The sequence below is a fragment of the Pseudoalteromonas sp. Xi13 genome, from assembly GCF_003952205.1.
Taxonomy (GTDB): domain Bacteria; phylum Pseudomonadota; class Gammaproteobacteria; order Enterobacterales; family Alteromonadaceae; genus Pseudoalteromonas; species Pseudoalteromonas atlantica.
The window spans coordinates 3,507,332-3,522,262 of the sequence record NZ_CP034439.1 but is presented as its reverse complement, the minus strand read 5'-3'; the positions used below and the strand labels follow the sequence as shown (position 1 = coordinate 3,522,262).

The following is a 14,931-nucleotide window of genomic DNA, read 5'->3' as shown; positions in this document are numbered from 1 at the left end:
ACCTTTGTGGCGCACTCATTAAAACCTTTACATACCTTTGCACTAAACAATCAATGCCAGCATTTTGTTGAAATAACCTCGGTTGAGCAACTTAAAGCACACCGTTTTAGTGTTCCGTTTTGTTTATTAGGGGAAGGTAGCAACACAATATTTTTAGAAAACTACGCAGGCACCGTAATTAAAATGGCCACTAAGGGCATTACTATTACCGAGCGTGAAAATGATGTACTAGTGAGTGCAGCTGCGGGCGAGAACTGGCATAAGCTAGTAAGCTATTTACTTGATAAAGATATTGCAGGGCTTGAAAACCTAGCGCTTATTCCGGGCACCGTTGGGGCGTCGCCGGTACAAAACATTGGTGCTTATGGTGTTGAGCTCGCTCAATTTGTAGAGTCGGTTGAATACATTGATATAGCCACAAAAACCAAAGTGACTTTAACTAACGCACAGTGTGAGTTTGCTTATCGTGACTCTATTTTTAAACATGCTTTAAAAAACAAAGCGGTGATCACTCAAGTTAATTTAGCGCTCCCTAAAATGTGGCAGCCAGTTTTAAGTTATGGCCCACTCAAAGTATTGCAAAATCCCACCCCTAAAATGGTATTTGAGCAGGTTATTGAAATTCGTAACGCTAAGCTGCCAAACCCATACACTTTAGCCAATGCGGGTAGTTTTTTTAAAAATCCGATTATTAGCAATGCGCGTTTAGAAGCGCTGCTTGTGCGGTTTGGTGATTTACCGCATTACCCCTATGGGGAAAACCATCACAAAGTGGCGGCAGGTTGGCTAATTGACCAAGCGGGCTTGAAGGGCTTTACAGTAGCAGGGATTGAGGTGCACCAGCAACAGGCGCTGGTATTAGTTAATCACGGTGATAGTAAAGGGCGCGATTTAATCACTATGATCACGCATATACAAAATACGGTGTTTACACGTTACGGCATAATGCTAGAGCACGAAGTAAGGCTTATAAACACAAAGAGTGAATGCCATATTATTACGGAGCACGCGTAATGAAAGCACCAGATGGAAATAAACTAGCTATATTAAACGCACTTAACCAAGGTGGCTTTGTATCGGGCCAAGTCCTTGGCGAGCAATTGGGTATAAGCCGCGCAGCAGTGAGTAAGCATATTCAAACACTGCAAGACATGGGGCTCGATATATTTAAAGTGACGGGTAAAGGTTACAGTTTAAACAATGCGGTGGGTTTGCTAAACCAAGCCGATATAACCAAACATTACCATGCATTAGGTGCCAATACAGCCCAAGTAGAAGTACACCCTATTATAGATTCAACCAACAGTGAGCTAATGCGCCGTATTCAAAATAAAGTCGCGCTTGAGTCTGGCACTGTTGTAGTTGCCGAAATGCAGCAAGCTGGGCGCGGAAGGCGAGGGCGGGTATGGCAATCTCCGTTTGGGGCTAATTTATATTACAGTTATTTTTGGCGTTTAGATGATGGCCTGCAAGCTGCTATGGGCGTGTCAATTGCAGTAGGGCTTGCGGTATACGATGCTATAAAAGCACTTTACGATATAGACATTGAACTTAAATGGCCAAACGACATATATATAAATAAGCAAAAACTAGCCGGAGTATTAGTTGAGCTAGATGGGCAACCGCAAGGCCCTTGTCAGCTAGTCATTGGTATTGGCATTAATCTACAAATGCCGCAAAACACCAGCGAACAGATTGATCAAGCATGGACTGATTTAAGCCAACACACCACCGCGCTTGATAAAAACCAGTTAGTTGCTTCGCTTACCTTTTATTTAGAGCAGCGTTTGGCAGATTACCAGCAAGACGGGCTAAACAGCATGTACGCACAGTGGAACGCCCTAAACGCCTTTGCAGGAGAATGCGTAGAGCTAAATACGGGGCACAGAAGCTGGCGGGGTATTTGTGAGGGTATTGATCAGCACGGCGGAATACGCATTCGCCAAGACGGCGAAGTTAAAAGTTACTATGGTGGCGAAATCTCGTTAAGAAAGGCCGAATTATGAAACTGCTAATAGATGTAGGTAATACGTCATTAAAAGCGGCCTTATGGCGCGAGCAACAAGCAACGCCCGTTTCTATGAGCGACGTGCCGTGGCAAGCAATAACTGAGGTTGTGTATGCTTGTGTAGGTAACAGTGAATTATTAAATGACGCGCTCACATTAGCCGCCAAAAAAAGCATTCCGTGTTGTGAGGCGCATGTTAGTAAAAATCTCAGTGGCTTAAGTTGCGCATATGAACAGGTTAGCAATTTAGGTATTGATCGCTGGCTTGCACTGGTGGCAGGTTTTACGCTTTACCCAAACAGAGCGTGTATTATTGTTGATGCTGGCACTGCAACCACTATTGATGTACTGAGCGGCGAAGGCGAGCACTTAGGAGGCTGGATATTGGCCGGCCTTGATTTAATGACTCGCTCATTAACACAAAATACTCAGCGCGTGTTTGATGATGCCAATACCCCCTTTTTAAACGAGCTAGGTAAAAACACACCCAACGGATTAAAAAATGGCGCACTGGTGGCAACATTAGGCGCTATTGAACAGGCCAAATATCAACTCAAACACGTAACAGGCGATCAAAAACCACAAATTTTGTGCGCAGGTGGTTACGGTTTGCTGTTACAGCAACAAATAAGTGGCAGTATTTTTGATTCTTTATTGGTTATGAAAGGATTAAATTATTGGCATGAGCTAAGTAAAAACGACGAAAAACGGCAAAATTAAGCACTTTTGCATGAATTGTGAGCATTTAAGCTAAAAAATTACATTTTTTTTAATTTTATAGTTGCATCATAATAAACCTTACTCTAATATCTCGCCCCGTACTAAAGCAGTGCCGACTTAGCTCAGCTGGTAGAGCAACTGACTTGTAATCAGTAGGTCAACCGTTCGACTCGGTTAGTCGGCACCACTTTCCTTTTACCGAAAGTGAATTAGTAAAGAATTATCGTGGAGGGGTTCCCGAGCGGCCAAAGGGATCAGACTGTAAATCTGACGGCTCAGCCTTCGCTGGTTCGAATCCAGCTCCCTCCACCACTTTATTCTTGACGGTTAGAGGTAGTTTAAGAACAGGTTCCTAAAGCGGGCATCGTATAATGGCTATTACCTCAGCCTTCCAAGCTGATGATGCGGGTTCGATTCCCGCTGCCCGCTCCAATTATGGTGTTGCTGATATAGCTCAGTTGGTAGAGCGCACCCTTGGTAAGGGTGAGGTCGGCAGTTCAAATCTGCCTATCAGCACCAGTCATATGAATCTCCTTGAATACTTCCTTTATCTGTCAGAAAAAACTATTTGAAATTTGAAAAAATTAAATTAATCTACCTCTGGTGGATTATTTTCATATGTAATCTAGATACACAAAACTGATAGGTTCCGTCATGGCAAAAGAAAAGTTTGAACGCGTAAAACCGCACGTAAACGTTGGTACAATCGGCCACGTTGACCACGGTAAAACTACACTAACTGCAGCAATCACTAACGTACTTGCAAAAGTATACGGCGGTGTTGCTAAAGATTTCGCATCAATCGATAACGCTCCAGAAGAGCGCGAGCGTGGTATCACAATCTCAACTTCTCACGTTGAGTACGATACACCAACTCGTCACTACGCACACGTAGATTGTCCTGGACACGCCGATTATGTTAAAAACATGATCACTGGTGCTGCTCAAATGGACGGCGCTATCTTAGTAGTAGCTGCGACTGACGGCCCTATGCCACAAACGCGTGAGCACATCCTACTTTCTCGTCAGGTTGGCGTACCTTACATCGTTGTATTCATGAACAAATGTGACATGGTTGACGACGAAGAGCTACTTGAGCTAGTAGAAATGGAAGTTCGTGAACTTCTTTCTGAGTACGACTTCCCAGGTGATGACTTACCACTAATTCAAGGTTCTGCTCTTAAAGCACTTGAAGGCGAAAAGCAGTGGGAAGACAAGATCGTTGAGCTTGCAGAAGCACTAGATTCTTACATCCCAGAGCCAGAGCGTGACATCGATAAGCCATTCATCATGCCTATCGAAGACGTTTTCTCAATCCAAGGCCGTGGTACAGTAGTAACTGGTCGTGTTGAAGCTGGTATCATCAACGTGAACGACGAAGTTGAAATCGTTGGTATTAAGGAGACTACTAAGTCTACTTGTACTGGTGTTGAAATGTTCCGTAAGCTTCTTGACGAAGGTCGTGCTGGTGAGAACATTGGTGCACTTCTACGTGGTACTAAGCGTGAAGACGTTGAACGTGGTCAAGTACTAGCTAAGCCTGGTTCAATCAACCCACACACTACATTCACTTCAGAAGTATACGTACTTTCTAAAGATGAAGGTGGTCGTCATACTCCTTTCTTCAAAGGTTACCGTCCACAGTTCTACTTCCGTACAACTGACGTAACAGGTGACGTACAGTTACCAGAAGGCGTAGAAATGGTAATGCCTGGTGATAACGTTAAGATGACAGTAACTCTAATCGCGCCAATCGCGATGGACGAAGGTCTTCGTTTCGCTATCCGTGAAGGTGGCCGTACTGTAGGTGCTGGTGTTGTAGCAACTATCGTAGAGTAATAGTTAGCCTAGCTAATTAATACTAAAAAGAGGTCACTTCGGTGGCCTTTTTTAATGCCTGAAGAAAAGTGTTTAGTTTTCAGTTTTCAGTTATCAGCTTTTAGCTGCTCGGCGTTAATATAAATAATCTTGTTTGGGCTAAATTTTTTCGAAGCCCGAAATATTTAACAAGCTACAAATTTTTCCAAAAAAAAACACGGCCAAGGCCGCGTTTATATATTAATATCATCTTGCTTACAGCTTACAGCTTACAGCTTACAGCTTACAGCTTACAGCTTACAGCTTACAGCTTACAGCTTACAGCTTACAGCTTACAGCTTACAGCTTACAGCTTACAGCTTACAGCTTACACGCTAGTGCTTTTTCGCATATGCTTCGGCTTGCTTCCAAACCCTTAGCGTATTTTCGCTTAAAATCTTTTTAATGTCTGAATCGCTGTAACCTCTGTCCATTAAGCCTTGTACTAGGTTAGGGTAGCTAGATACATCCTTTAAGCCAATCGGTAACGAATCGCCAACTCCATCGTAGTCAGAGCCAATGCCCACGTAATCAATGCCAATAAGCTCTACAACGTGATCAATATGATCAAGTACTTGCTCAAGGCTTGCAAACGGGAATGGGTTTTTAGCGCGGTACGCTGCATCAAAGTCTTTACTTGGCTTAGTGCCTTCTTTTTTAACGGTCTCTTTAGTGCTTTTAAGGTCTTTGTACCACGCACCGGCTTTAGAGGTTACAAAGCTTGAGCCAAAGTTAATTTGAATAACCCCGCCATTCTTTTTAAGCGCTAATAACATGTCATCATTCATATTACGCTCAAAGCCTGGCGTGTATTTGCGCAGTGAAGAGTGTGAAGCAATAACCGGCGTTTTAGATAGCTCCATTACCTGATAAAACGCATCATCTGATATATGTGATACGTCAATTAGCATACCGACGTTGTTCATTTCAGTAATTAGCTTTTTACCAAATGGGCTTAAACCTTTCCATTTACGGCGAATATCGTATGATGAGTCAGAAATATGGTTGCTTTGCGAGTGCGCAAGTGTGATGTAGCGTACACCGCGGTCAAAAAAGTGCTGAAGGTTTTCCATTTTTCCTTCAATTGGCGAGCCATTTTCCATGCCCATCGCAATTGACAGTTTACCTTGCTCAAATTGCGCTTCTATATCTGCAGTTGAGCTAGCAATAGCAAATTTTTCAGGGGCGCGCTGTGCAATGGCTTCCATGCTATCAATCATTTGATTGGCTAGCTGGTAGCTTTTACCTTTGCCTTCAAATTCTAAGTGAGCAGGAATATAAATCGACATAAAAGGGGCGTTTAACCCCCCTTGTACTGCGCGAGGGTAGTCAAAGTCGCCGCCTTCGGTGGCTTTAGTTACATCAACCCATTTTTCGTGGATGCGATAAGGTACATCAATATGGGTGTCGATTAAAATAGTGTCTTTTGCTAGTTTTACTGCTTTGTCTGACGGGCTTTTTACTTGCTCTGCAAAGGCTTGTGGTGTTAAAGCTAGTGATATGGCTACCACTAGAGTGCTGAGTTTTATCATGTTTTGGCTCTTTGGGTAAAAAGCCATTGTGTACGTTCAGCTCAAAAGTTACAAGTGTTAGGCGTTAATCAAACGACTGTGCTTCATGCTCTTCGCTTTGCAGTGCTTTAAATTCATTTTTTGAAATAATAGTGACCGACTCATGTAGCTCAGAAAAAAACACCATCGCTTCACCATTTCTAAGCTGCTGATTAACCTGCGCTACTTTACTTTGAATACTCACTTCTTGCTCACCGTAATCGGTGCCTTCACGAAGCACGTAGCTTTCAATTAGGTTATAGAGGGTGTCTTTATCAAGTTGTTCAAAAGGGATAATCATAACTGCTTACTGCTCGCTTTAGTGGGGACGTGCTGGCCAAAATAATGAGGGACGGCTTGTTCAAGCCAAAATACCGGCCTAAACGGATTATTACCGCTAATAAACCCTACGTGGCCGCCTTTTTCAGAGACACTCAGGGTAACATGCTCACTCACATCTTGCCTACTTGGCACGGCTTTAATCGACAACATTGGATCGTCCTTGGCATGAATTATTAACGTAGGAATCGCAATATGTTTTAAGTAGGGCATTGCGCTGGCTTGACGATAGTAATCGTGTGCGTTTTCAAAGCCATGCAGTGGAGCGGTTAGTTGATTATCAAACTCTAGCAAATCGTCAATTTTCATTAACTGCTCAGAGGTAATAGGTATTTGCTGCTTAATTTGTGGCAATTTACGCTGCATTGATTTTTTCATTCTATCGAGCAAGTACTTTTGATAAATCTTGCCTAAGCTTTTGCGAATAACATCGCTTGATGATGATAAATCATAAGGAGCCGAGACCACGGCTGCAGCACTTAAGGGGCAGTTTTCGCGCTCTTCGCCTAGGTATTTAGCCAGTACATTGCCCCCTAACGAAAAACCAACAGCCATAATAGGGCGGCTGGGAAATTGCTCTCTTAAATGATTTATAAAAAAAGCTAAATCGGCGGTATCGCCACTATGATAAGCACGCGGTAAGCGGTTAACTTCACTTGAGCAGTTTCTAAAGTGCATAAGTACTACGGCATAGCCTTGCTTTTTTAAGGCTTTCATCATGCCTTTGGCATAAAAGCTATTTATGTTGCCTTCAAGGCCATGTAAAACCACAGCAAGGGGAGCGTTTTCGTTATGAGGCAGCGACCATGCAAGTTCAATAAAATCGCCGTCGGGCGTATCAAGTTGCTCAAGTTCGTAGGACGTATTGTGAAATGGACGGAAAAAACGCGGCATTATGGTTTGAACGTGACGATTGGTCATCCACCATGCTGGTTTAAACTTATTGATCATGTTTGTACTACGCACTATGAAAAAAACGAAGCGTTAGTGTACCAAATTTTTCGCTTTATAAAATAAAAAGCGCCTAATCAGGAACCTGAGTAGGCGCTTTGTGCGTCGTGCTTAATGATGCTCGGGAACTTCAGCCTCGCTAATTTTTTTAATAAAGTAAAAAGCGTAAAATAGGCAAAGAGAAATCACTACGCCTAAAATCCCAAAAGACATAAATAAAACAGGGTCGCTAAAAAAGTCTCTAAAGAATACGTTCATGATTAATCTCCTCGTTCAGTTGATGGAGACATCATAAAGTGACTTTGCAAAGCATAATGTGATCGAGATCAAACTATTTCCCTGCGTGGAAAAAGTAACCAAGTAAAGTTGATGTAGATCATGTTTTAGGGGCTATTTCGTTCCTACTACAGCGCCTATAGGCTTTGAAGAATCAATCGGCTTAAAGATTTTTTGCACAAAGAAAATAGAATGAACATTTAGAGGAGGGTGTAAAAACTGACAGCCTAAGTCGCTTTCACATACAGCTCAATATTGTTTGGCTTTACAGCTTCTAAAAAGCTAAGTTTATTCGCTGTATCAATCAGTATTTCCTGTTGTTGCTTTTCAAGCTTTAACTCGGCGCTTAATAGCTCTTGGCGTATTTTTTCATAGTCGCTGATACTTTCTTGATTGGCTTTTAAATAACGACGAGCGGCGCGCAGTGGCTTAAGTGCCTGCGTATCAAACTCATTAATAGATGCTATTAACACACTGAGCTGCTCGGCATTAATGCTTAACTTAAGTGAGTCTAAATACAGCAAAAATAAGCATAGATTAACGTTTTTACCTTGCTGGTTTTGCAGTGCCAGCAAGGTTTGTTGTTGCCCAGGCTTTGCGTACAAAGCGCAGGCAAATTGCCAAAAGTCGTTTTTATTGAGCAAGTTCATCGGTAAAGGCCTGCTCTTTTTCTTCCATTTCTTCAAGCGCCATTAGTAGCTCTTCTTCAGTGTTGTTTACTTTAGGGGTAAGCGTTGCTTGCTTAGCAATTAGCTCTTTTAACTGGGCTTTGTTATCGTCGTTGTAGAGTGTGTTGTCGCCAAGGGCTACTTCAACTTCGCTAAGCTCTGCAGTAAATTTATCGAGCTGCTTTTCAAGCTTTTCAATTTGCTTTTTAAGCGGTTGAATGGCTTTTCTAAACTCAGCTTCTAGGCGCTTTTGCTCTTTACGGTTAACGCTTGGATTTGCTTTTGGCTCGTCAGGCTGCTGGCTTTTAGCGGCTTCTTTATTGGCATTGAGTAACCATTGGTAATACGCATCTAAGTCGTAACCAAACTGAGTGACTTTGCCATCATCGACTAAATAAAATTCATCGGCGGTGTTTTTAAGCATGTGGCGATCGTGCGATACGGTAACCATGGCGCCTTCAAAGCCTTGCAGTGCCATCACTAGCGCGTGGCGCATTTCTAAATCAAGGTGGTTAGTTGGCTCATCAAGTAGTAGTAAATTGGGTTTTTGATACACCAACATGGCTAGCACTAAGCGGGCTTTTTCACCGCCCGAAAACGGTGCCACGGGTTCAAGTGCTTTATCGCCAATAAATGCAAAGCCACCTAAAAAATCACGCAATGATTGCTCTGTGGCCTGTGGGTTTAAACGTTGAATATGGGTCACTGCGCTGGCTTTTAAATCAAGCGATTCAAGTTGGTGCTGCGCAAAGTAACCTATATTTAAGCCATGGTGTTGAACCACTTTACCTGCTTGCGGCTCAAGCTCGCCCGCTAATAGCTTTATAAGCGTTGATTTACCCGCGCCGTTACGACCGAGTAATGCAATACGGCTGCCAGGAACTAGGTTTAGCGCGATATTATTTAAAATAGTGACATCGCCATAACCTGCTTTTGCTTTATCTAGGGTCATTAGCGGGTTAGGCAGGGCTGTTGGCTCGGCAAATTCAAAGTCAAATGGTGAGTCGGCATGTGCAGGTGCCAGCTTTTCCATACGTTCGAGCGCTTTAACACGGCTTTGTGCCTGTTTGGCCTTACTGGCTTTGGCTTTAAAGCGAGTTATAAACTGTTCAAGATGGGCAATTTGCTCTTGTTGTTTTTCAAACATTGCTTGTTGTTGTAACAAGCGCTCTGCTTTTTGGCGTTCAAACTGTGAGTAGTTACCTTTGTACACATTAATAAGCTGTTTATCGACATGCCAAATTTGATCAACCACGGCGTCTAAAAACTCACGGTCATGAGATATAAGTACCAAGGTGCCTGTGTAGGCGCGTAAAAAGCGCTCAAGCCAGTAAACGGCATCTAAATCAAGGTGGTTGGTAGGCTCATCGAGTAATAGTAAGTCGGCATCGCGAATAAGTGCTTGTGCAAGGTTTAAACGCATACGCCAACCCCCAGAAAACGCGCTTACAGGGTTTTCTATTTGGTGATTAGCAAAGCCTAAGCCGTGCAGCAATTCGCCCGCTTTTGACTCTATGCTGTAGCCTTTAATATTTTCAAGCTGAATATGTACTTTGGCTTGGGTGTCACCATCGTTTGTTTGCTCAGCTTCACGCAGGGCAATGCGCAATGCATAGTATTCAGGGTGGCCTTGAAGTACATAATCAATGGCGCTTATTTCAAGGGCTGGGGTTTCTTGTTTTACAGAAGCAATAGACCAATCTTTGGGTATATTGCAATCACCCGCATCGAGTTGCAGCTCAGATTTTAATAAACTAAATAAGGTAGATTTACCACAGCCATTAGCGCCAACTAAGCCCACTTTGTGCTGTGGAAATAAAGTAGCCGAGGCATTTTTTAATAAGGCTTTTCCGCCACGAAGTAGTTCTATTTCTGAGATTTGGATCATGAATGCGTTACTTTACTGTGCCCTGGTTAAGTTGGCGCTATCATACCATAGAACGTATTGCTCTTATCAAGCGTATCAACATAGGAAGTTATACGATAAAATATGTGCAGTTCAAACCACAGGAAAAATGTTGTGAGACAAAAGAAGCGATTTATTGCTGGTGCATCGTGCCCTGAGTGTAAAGCCATGGATACCATGATGCTGTACAGAGAACATGATGTTGAAAAAGTAGAGTGTGTAGAGTGCGGCCACAAAATGGCGCAACCCGATAACGCTGTTCAGGCATCTACTCGCCAATTTGAACAAGTAATTGGTGTATTTAAACCGGGCGATTAACCCGGTTTTATTTTGTCGTGTGTTTAGTAATGTGGCGGAGGCGGCTCTTGCATTTGCGACATTAACGACGGCTGCTGCGCTTCTTTAAGTTTTTCTGCTAGTAACTCAGTTTGGCGCTTCATTTTTGCAAGCTGCTGTTGGTGTGCTTTTAGCTCGTCATTTAATATTTCTATTGTTTCGTCTTGAAAAGCAACTTTTGCCTCAAGCTCCATTAAACGATTTTCAATTGTGTTCATTTGCTTCTCGTATTGTAAAGTGCTCTGCAATTCCGCTCGAGCTCTCGGTTAACAACGACTTGCCGTTATCTATAAACGTTACATCTAGCACCACAGCCGATTTAGGCTTACTGCCTTCACGTGGTGTGACTTGCCAAGTTTGAATTTTCTCTCCGCTGGGTAACTGCCATAAGTCAACGCGCTTATTAGGCGAGCCTGTGGCCAGCAATGTGCCTTGTTCGTTAAAGCGTACCGCAGTAAAAATTTTCTGACGCGCAATATACGCCAGTTTACTCACAAGATCACCTGTAGTCAGCTTCCATACATGTGCTTGCTTCATACTATCTGCGGTAAATGCGTAGCGACCTTGTGGGTCTAGGGTTACTTGGGTAACACGCGTCGGGTGATTAAAGCGATGAATTACTTGCCCTGTACGTGTATCCCAAAAATAAGCAACGTAATCGTTTGAGCCGCTTAAGGCGTAGCGTCCATTAGGCGATAAATCAACGGTGTTTACTTTGTCTTGGTGGCCTAAAAACTCAATGCGGCGTCCGGTTTCTAGGTTTAAAAATACCACTACGCCGTCGCTTCTGCCGTATAAAACACTGCGGCCTTGGTTACTTATCGCAATATCGCGAATAGTGGCTTGTTGAATTTTATAATAGCCGCGGTTTTCGCCGCTGCTAATATCCCACACGGCAAAGGTGGTTTTTTCTGCGGTAACGGCCACGCTATTATCAAAGGCAATAGCCACAGCATACACTAGGCTTTCTTGTGATTGCTGTTGAAACCATTGATATTTTAGTACCTGCTGTTGATTATCCCACAGGGCGACCCCATGGTGAATGGAGGAGACTAGGCTGTATTTACCATCGTTAGATACTGCCGAGGAAAACGCACCCTGTGCTGCGTGTTCAAAGCGTTGTGCAGCTTGCTGTTTTTGATCGCTACAAGCTAGGGCTAATAAACAGCTAAAAGCGATTAAAAAAGTACGAAATATCGACATATTACAGGTATTTCCTCTTAACTCTTAGTGACTGAGAGGTTAGACTAGGTCACGTTGAAGGCCTAGGGTGTTTGTCTAATCACTATAATAGGTTAGGTTTTAATTTAGTTAGTTATTAAACAAGCAGCCTATCATGTAGGCCGTTAATCTTTAACTAGTAATAATACAATAAATGACAACTGCAAAGTGTGTCGGAGATTTAAAATGAAAAAGACGATTAGATTGTCATTGATTGCAGCGTCGGTTTTAGCGCTTACAGCTTGTAATCAAGAAGCAAAACAAGAACAAGCTGAAGTTAAATTAGACACTGTAGAGCAGCAGCAAGCATACGGTATTGGTGCATCAGTAGGTAACTTTTTAAATAAAGACCTAGCTGATAAATCAGAGATTGGTATTGAACTAGACCAAGCACTATTAATTCGTGGTTTTGAAGACGCGCTTGCTGGTAATGCAAAAATCGATGAAGAAAAAATCCGTGAAGTGCTAACTGAGCTAGATACATCAGTGCGTGCAAAGCAAGAAGCTAAAGCTAAAGTTGAGTCTGAAAAAAGCAAAGAAGCAGGTAAAAAATACCTAGAAGAAAATGCTAAAAAAGAAGGCGTAACAGTAACTGAGTCAGGTCTACAGTACGAAGTACTTAGCGAAGGCGAAGGCGAAAAGCCAGCAGCAACAGACGTAGTTAAAGTACATTACAAAGGTACTTTATTAGACGGCACTGAGTTTGATAGCTCTTATGCGCGTAACGAGCCAACTACTTTCCCTCTTAACCGTGTAATTGCGGGTTGGACTGAAGGTTTACAGCTTATGTCAGTAGGGTCTAAGTACAAGTTCACTATTCCTTCTGAACTTGCTTACGGCGATCGTGACCTAGGTAAAATTCCAGCTAACTCAACGCTTGTTTTTGAAGTAGAACTACTTGAAATACAAGATGACGAAGCACCTGCGCAATAAGCGGTAGCTTATAACGCAAAAAGGGACCATAACGGTCCCTTTTTTGTAGGCTATTTTATTAATCTGTGTGGTTAGAAAACAAATTATCTATTAGCTCATCTTCTAGTTCAAAACGCGCTTCTAACGTTTCGCCAAGTACCGACAAATCGTTATCAAACTCTGCTAATAAGTCCTCTTTATCTACTTCTGCGTATTTATCGTTAAAGTCTAAAGCAATATCTGTTGTGCTAGAAATGCGCGGGTAAATTGTATTTGCCAGCTCTTGGCTTTCAAGGCCTTTGCTTTCACAGGCTTTTGCAATGTCATCGTACACTTCAAAATGGCCGGCAGATAAGTAATCCATTAAAATTTGGCAAAATGATTGAATTTGTTCTGGCTCTGGTAAGGCGTGATCTTTTTTGTCGTATGGCGAAAACCCAGCCATTTTACAATAAAGTACAATTAACTCTTGGCGCTCGTTTAACCATTTATCAATGACAGTATGGCTACCACCCCATTTTTGTTGAGCTTTCTCTACGCGCGTCAGCATTACTGTTCTCCTAAGCTGGGTCACTTTTATGGTTAAATTTAAATTTTCTTATACATCAAGATATATTTTATTTAAGTGTATATCAACAAGTAAAAGGTATGAGCTGGTGCATGTGTGTATTTATTGTAGGTAAATTATTATTTTATTGCAGGCAAGAAAAAACCACCGGTTAAGGTGGCTTAATTTCTTGTTTTGGCCTGTTAATACAAGCTTTCTTATTGTTATAGAAGATTTTTGTTATTTTTATTATAAATATTTTTGTTATTGTTGTTTAAGATTTTTATTATTGTTCTTGTTAACGCGGGACAAACAATACCAAGGTTTTTGTTATGTTGCAAACATATTAACAAAAAGTTTTTATTGTTAGTTCTTTTTGGTTGTTTAATGCTCAAATGTGACTAAATAAGCAACAAACTAGGTTCTGTTAGCTGTAACACATGTTTTACGAGCTTAGCGATAGAGAGCCGGAGAATATGGTGGTACAATCTTGAACAATTTCTATAAGCCTCAGGATTATTTACGCTATGAGCGAATTAAAAAACGACCGTTATTTACGTGCACTTGCAAAACAACCCGTTGATGTAACACCGGTATGGATGATGCGCCAAGCAGGACGCTATTTACCAGAGTACCGTGCTACACGTGCACAAGCGGGCGATTTTATGAGCCTGTGCCGTAATGCTGAGCTTGCATGTGAAGTAACACTACAACCACTTCGCCGTTACCCGTTAGATGCTGCTATTTTATTTAGTGACATTTTAACTATTCCCGATGCTATGGGTTTAGGTTTGTACTTTGAAACCGGTGAAGGCCCTAAATTTGAAAACCCTATTTCGTCACTTGCTGATGTTAAAAAGATTCCTAAGCTAGACCCAACTGACGAGCTTGGCTATGTAATGAACGCAGTAAGTACTATTCGCCGTGAACTTAAAGGCGAAGTGCCACTAATTGGCTTTTCGGGTTCACCGTGGACACTAGCAACTTACATGGTTGAAGGTGGAAGCAGTAAAGTATTTGGTAAAATTAAAAAAATGGCGTTTGCAGAGCCGCAAACACTACATTTATTACTAGATAAACTAGCTGATTCAGTCATTGATTACTTAAACGCACAAGTAAAAGCTGGTGCGCAATCGTTAATGGTATTTGACTCGTGGGGCGGCGTATTAAGCCCGCGCGATTACAACGAATTCTCACTGCAATACATGCATAAAATTGTTGATGGTTTAATTCGCGAATACGACGGCCGTAAAGTACCGGTAACGCTATTTACCAAAAATGGTGGCCAGTGGATTGAAGCAATTGCAGCAACAGGCTGTGATGCAGTAGGTCTTGATTGGACTATTAATATTGGCGACGCTAAACGCCGTGTAGGCGATAAAGTTGCATTGCAAGGTAATATGGACCCGTCAATGCTTCACGGTACGCCTGATCGTATCCGCCAAGAAGTAGGCACTATTTTAGAAGACTTTGGCACAGGTGATGGCCACGTATTTAACCTAGGCCACGGTATTACACCAGATGTAGACCCAGAAAACGCCGGTGTATTTATTAATGCAGTACATGAGCTAAGCGCGCAATACCACAAATAACAGCAGTGGTATTAATAGCTATTAAAAAGCCCGCTATAATTAGCGGGC

General features: G+C 42.3%; 16 protein-coding genes and 4 tRNA genes. 11 read left to right on the top strand and 9 right to left on the bottom strand.

Annotation, left to right across the window (positions count from 1 at the left end):
• Positions 1-6 precede the first annotated feature (6 nt).
• From murB to tuf, 8 genes are all read left to right on the top strand, one after another.
• The gene (murB, locus tag EJ103_RS15940; RefSeq protein ID WP_126008567.1) at positions 7-1,014 is read left to right on the top strand and encodes a UDP-N-acetylmuramate dehydrogenase; all 1,008 of its coding nucleotides are present in this window, start codon (positions 7-9) and stop codon (positions 1,012-1,014) included.
• Positions 1,014-2,006, top strand: coding sequence for a bifunctional biotin--[acetyl-CoA-carboxylase] ligase/biotin operon repressor BirA (birA, locus tag EJ103_RS15935; protein WP_126008565.1), 993 nt, complete (start codon positions 1,014-1,016; stop codon positions 2,004-2,006). The genes murB and birA overlap by 1 nt, the downstream gene beginning before the upstream one ends.
• On the top strand, positions 2,003-2,728 hold the full coding sequence (locus tag EJ103_RS15930) for a type III pantothenate kinase (protein WP_126008563.1): 726 nt from the start codon (positions 2,003-2,005) through the stop codon (positions 2,726-2,728). Before birA ends, EJ103_RS15930 begins: the two co-directional genes overlap by 4 nt.
• A gap of 111 nt (positions 2,729-2,839) precedes the next feature.
• Positions 2,840-2,915 (top strand) — tRNA-Thr (locus EJ103_RS15925).
• Positions 2,916-2,955: 40 nt separating this feature from the next.
• Positions 2,956-3,040 (top strand) — tRNA-Tyr (locus EJ103_RS15920).
• 45 nt (positions 3,041-3,085) lie between these two features.
• Positions 3,086-3,160 (top strand) — tRNA-Gly (locus EJ103_RS15915).
• Between the two features lie 11 nt (positions 3,161-3,171).
• Positions 3,172-3,247 (top strand) — tRNA-Thr (locus EJ103_RS15910).
• A gap of 135 nt (positions 3,248-3,382) precedes the next feature.
• Entirely contained in the window at positions 3,383-4,567 is a 1,185-nt protein-coding gene (tuf, locus tag EJ103_RS15905) for an elongation factor Tu (protein ID WP_004589660.1), read from the top strand.
• A 353-nt stretch (positions 4,568-4,920) separates the two neighbouring features.
• Here tuf and EJ103_RS15900 read toward each other — a convergent pair whose 3' ends face one another.
• The 6 genes from EJ103_RS15900 to EJ103_RS15880 all read right to left on the bottom strand — a co-directional run bounded on the left by EJ103_RS15900 (position 4,921) and on the right by EJ103_RS15880 (position 10,257).
• Positions 4,921-6,117 carry a dipeptidase gene (locus tag EJ103_RS15900; RefSeq protein ID WP_064384669.1) on the bottom strand — a complete coding sequence of 399 codons (1,197 nt, stop codon included), beginning with the start codon at positions 6,115-6,117 and terminating at the stop codon, positions 4,921-4,923.
• 64 nt (positions 6,118-6,181) lie between these two features.
• Positions 6,182-6,436 carry a YheU family protein gene (locus EJ103_RS15895; RefSeq protein ID WP_004589625.1) on the bottom strand — a complete coding sequence of 85 codons (255 nt, stop codon included), beginning with the start codon at positions 6,434-6,436 and terminating at the stop codon, positions 6,182-6,184.
• Positions 6,433-7,425 carry a hydrolase gene (locus EJ103_RS15890; protein ID WP_024033940.1) on the bottom strand — a complete coding sequence of 331 codons (993 nt, stop codon included), beginning with the start codon at positions 7,423-7,425 and terminating at the stop codon, positions 6,433-6,435. Before EJ103_RS15890 ends, EJ103_RS15895 begins: the two co-directional genes overlap by 4 nt.
• 111 nt (positions 7,426-7,536) lie before the next feature.
• Positions 7,537-7,683, bottom strand: coding sequence for a hypothetical protein (locus EJ103_RS20175; protein ID WP_004589623.1), 147 nt, complete (start codon positions 7,681-7,683; stop codon positions 7,537-7,539).
• A gap of 245 nt (positions 7,684-7,928) precedes the next feature.
• Complete coding sequence (locus tag EJ103_RS15885; protein ID WP_126008561.1) at positions 7,929-8,351, bottom strand: TIGR02444 family protein; 423 nt, start codon at positions 8,349-8,351, stop codon at positions 7,929-7,931.
• Entirely contained in the window at positions 8,335-10,257 is a 1,923-nt protein-coding gene (locus tag EJ103_RS15880; protein WP_126008559.1) for an ATP-binding cassette domain-containing protein, read from the bottom strand. The genes EJ103_RS15885 and EJ103_RS15880 overlap by 17 nt, the downstream gene beginning before the upstream one ends.
• A 132-nt stretch (positions 10,258-10,389) precedes the next feature.
• Between EJ103_RS15880 and EJ103_RS15875 the strand changes: the two genes are divergently transcribed.
• Positions 10,390-10,593, top strand: a complete 204-nt coding sequence (locus tag EJ103_RS15875; RefSeq protein WP_004589620.1) for a YheV family putative zinc ribbon protein — start codon at positions 10,390-10,392, stop codon at positions 10,591-10,593.
• 23 nt (positions 10,594-10,616) lie between these two features.
• Here EJ103_RS15875 and EJ103_RS15870 read toward each other — a convergent pair whose 3' ends face one another.
• Complete coding sequence (locus EJ103_RS15870) at positions 10,617-10,829, bottom strand: SlyX family protein (RefSeq protein ID WP_004589619.1); 213 nt, start codon at positions 10,827-10,829, stop codon at positions 10,617-10,619.
• On the bottom strand, positions 10,816-11,814 hold the full coding sequence (locus EJ103_RS15865; protein WP_024033936.1) for a hypothetical protein: 999 nt from the start codon (positions 11,812-11,814) through the stop codon (positions 10,816-10,818). Before EJ103_RS15865 ends, EJ103_RS15870 begins: the two co-directional genes overlap by 14 nt.
• Positions 11,815-12,018: 204 nt before the next feature.
• Between EJ103_RS15865 and fkpA the strand changes: the two genes are divergently transcribed.
• Positions 12,019-12,765, top strand: a complete 747-nt coding sequence (gene fkpA / locus EJ103_RS15860) for an FKBP-type peptidyl-prolyl cis-trans isomerase (protein ID WP_004589617.1) — start codon at positions 12,019-12,021, stop codon at positions 12,763-12,765.
• 58 nt (positions 12,766-12,823) lie between these two features.
• On the opposite strand, the gene EJ103_RS15855 is transcribed toward fkpA, so the two are convergent.
• Positions 12,824-13,294: an Rsd/AlgQ family anti-sigma factor gene (locus tag EJ103_RS15855; protein ID WP_004589394.1), complete on the bottom strand. Its 471-nt coding sequence runs from the start codon at positions 13,292-13,294 to the stop codon at positions 12,824-12,826.
• Between the two features lie 524 nt (positions 13,295-13,818).
• Here EJ103_RS15855 and hemE point away from each other — a divergent pair.
• Positions 13,819-14,883, top strand: coding sequence for a uroporphyrinogen decarboxylase (hemE, locus tag EJ103_RS15850; protein WP_024033935.1), 1,065 nt, complete (start codon positions 13,819-13,821; stop codon positions 14,881-14,883).
• Positions 14,884-14,931: the final 48 nt, after the last annotated feature.

Excerpts from the sequence above, each read along its gene's own strand:
- birA (WP_126008565.1), top strand. The coding sequence starts at position 1,014 with ATGAAAGCACCAGATGGAAATAAACTAGCTATATTAAACGCACTTAAC.
- EJ103_RS15930 (WP_126008563.1), top strand. The coding sequence starts at position 2,003 with ATGAAACTGCTAATAGATGTAGGTAATACGTCATTAAAAGCGGCCTTA.
- tuf (WP_004589660.1), top strand. The coding sequence starts at position 3,383 with ATGGCAAAAGAAAAGTTTGAACGCGTAAAACCGCACGTAAACGTTGGT.
- EJ103_RS15900 (WP_064384669.1), bottom strand. The coding sequence starts at position 6,117 with ATGATAAAACTCAGCACTCTAGTGGTAGCCATATCACTAGCTTTAACA.
- EJ103_RS15895 (WP_004589625.1), bottom strand. The coding sequence starts at position 6,436 with ATGATTATCCCTTTTGAACAACTTGATAAAGACACCCTCTATAACCTA.
- EJ103_RS15890 (WP_024033940.1), bottom strand. The coding sequence starts at position 7,425 with ATGATCAATAAGTTTAAACCAGCATGGTGGATGACCAATCGTCACGTT.
- EJ103_RS20175 (WP_004589623.1), bottom strand. The coding sequence starts at position 7,683 with ATGAACGTATTCTTTAGAGACTTTTTTAGCGACCCTGTTTTATTTATG.
- EJ103_RS15885 (WP_126008561.1), bottom strand. The coding sequence starts at position 8,351 with ATGAACTTGCTCAATAAAAACGACTTTTGGCAATTTGCCTGCGCTTTG.
- EJ103_RS15880 (WP_126008559.1), bottom strand. The coding sequence starts at position 10,257 with ATGATCCAAATCTCAGAAATAGAACTACTTCGTGGCGGAAAAGCCTTA.
- EJ103_RS15870 (WP_004589619.1), bottom strand. The coding sequence starts at position 10,829 with ATGAACACAATTGAAAATCGTTTAATGGAGCTTGAGGCAAAAGTTGCT.
- EJ103_RS15865 (WP_024033936.1), bottom strand. The coding sequence starts at position 11,814 with ATGTCGATATTTCGTACTTTTTTAATCGCTTTTAGCTGTTTATTAGCC.
- fkpA (WP_004589617.1), top strand. The coding sequence starts at position 12,019 with ATGAAAAAGACGATTAGATTGTCATTGATTGCAGCGTCGGTTTTAGCG.
- EJ103_RS15855 (WP_004589394.1), bottom strand. The coding sequence starts at position 13,294 with ATGCTGACGCGCGTAGAGAAAGCTCAACAAAAATGGGGTGGTAGCCAT.
- hemE (WP_024033935.1), top strand. The coding sequence starts at position 13,819 with ATGAGCGAATTAAAAAACGACCGTTATTTACGTGCACTTGCAAAACAA.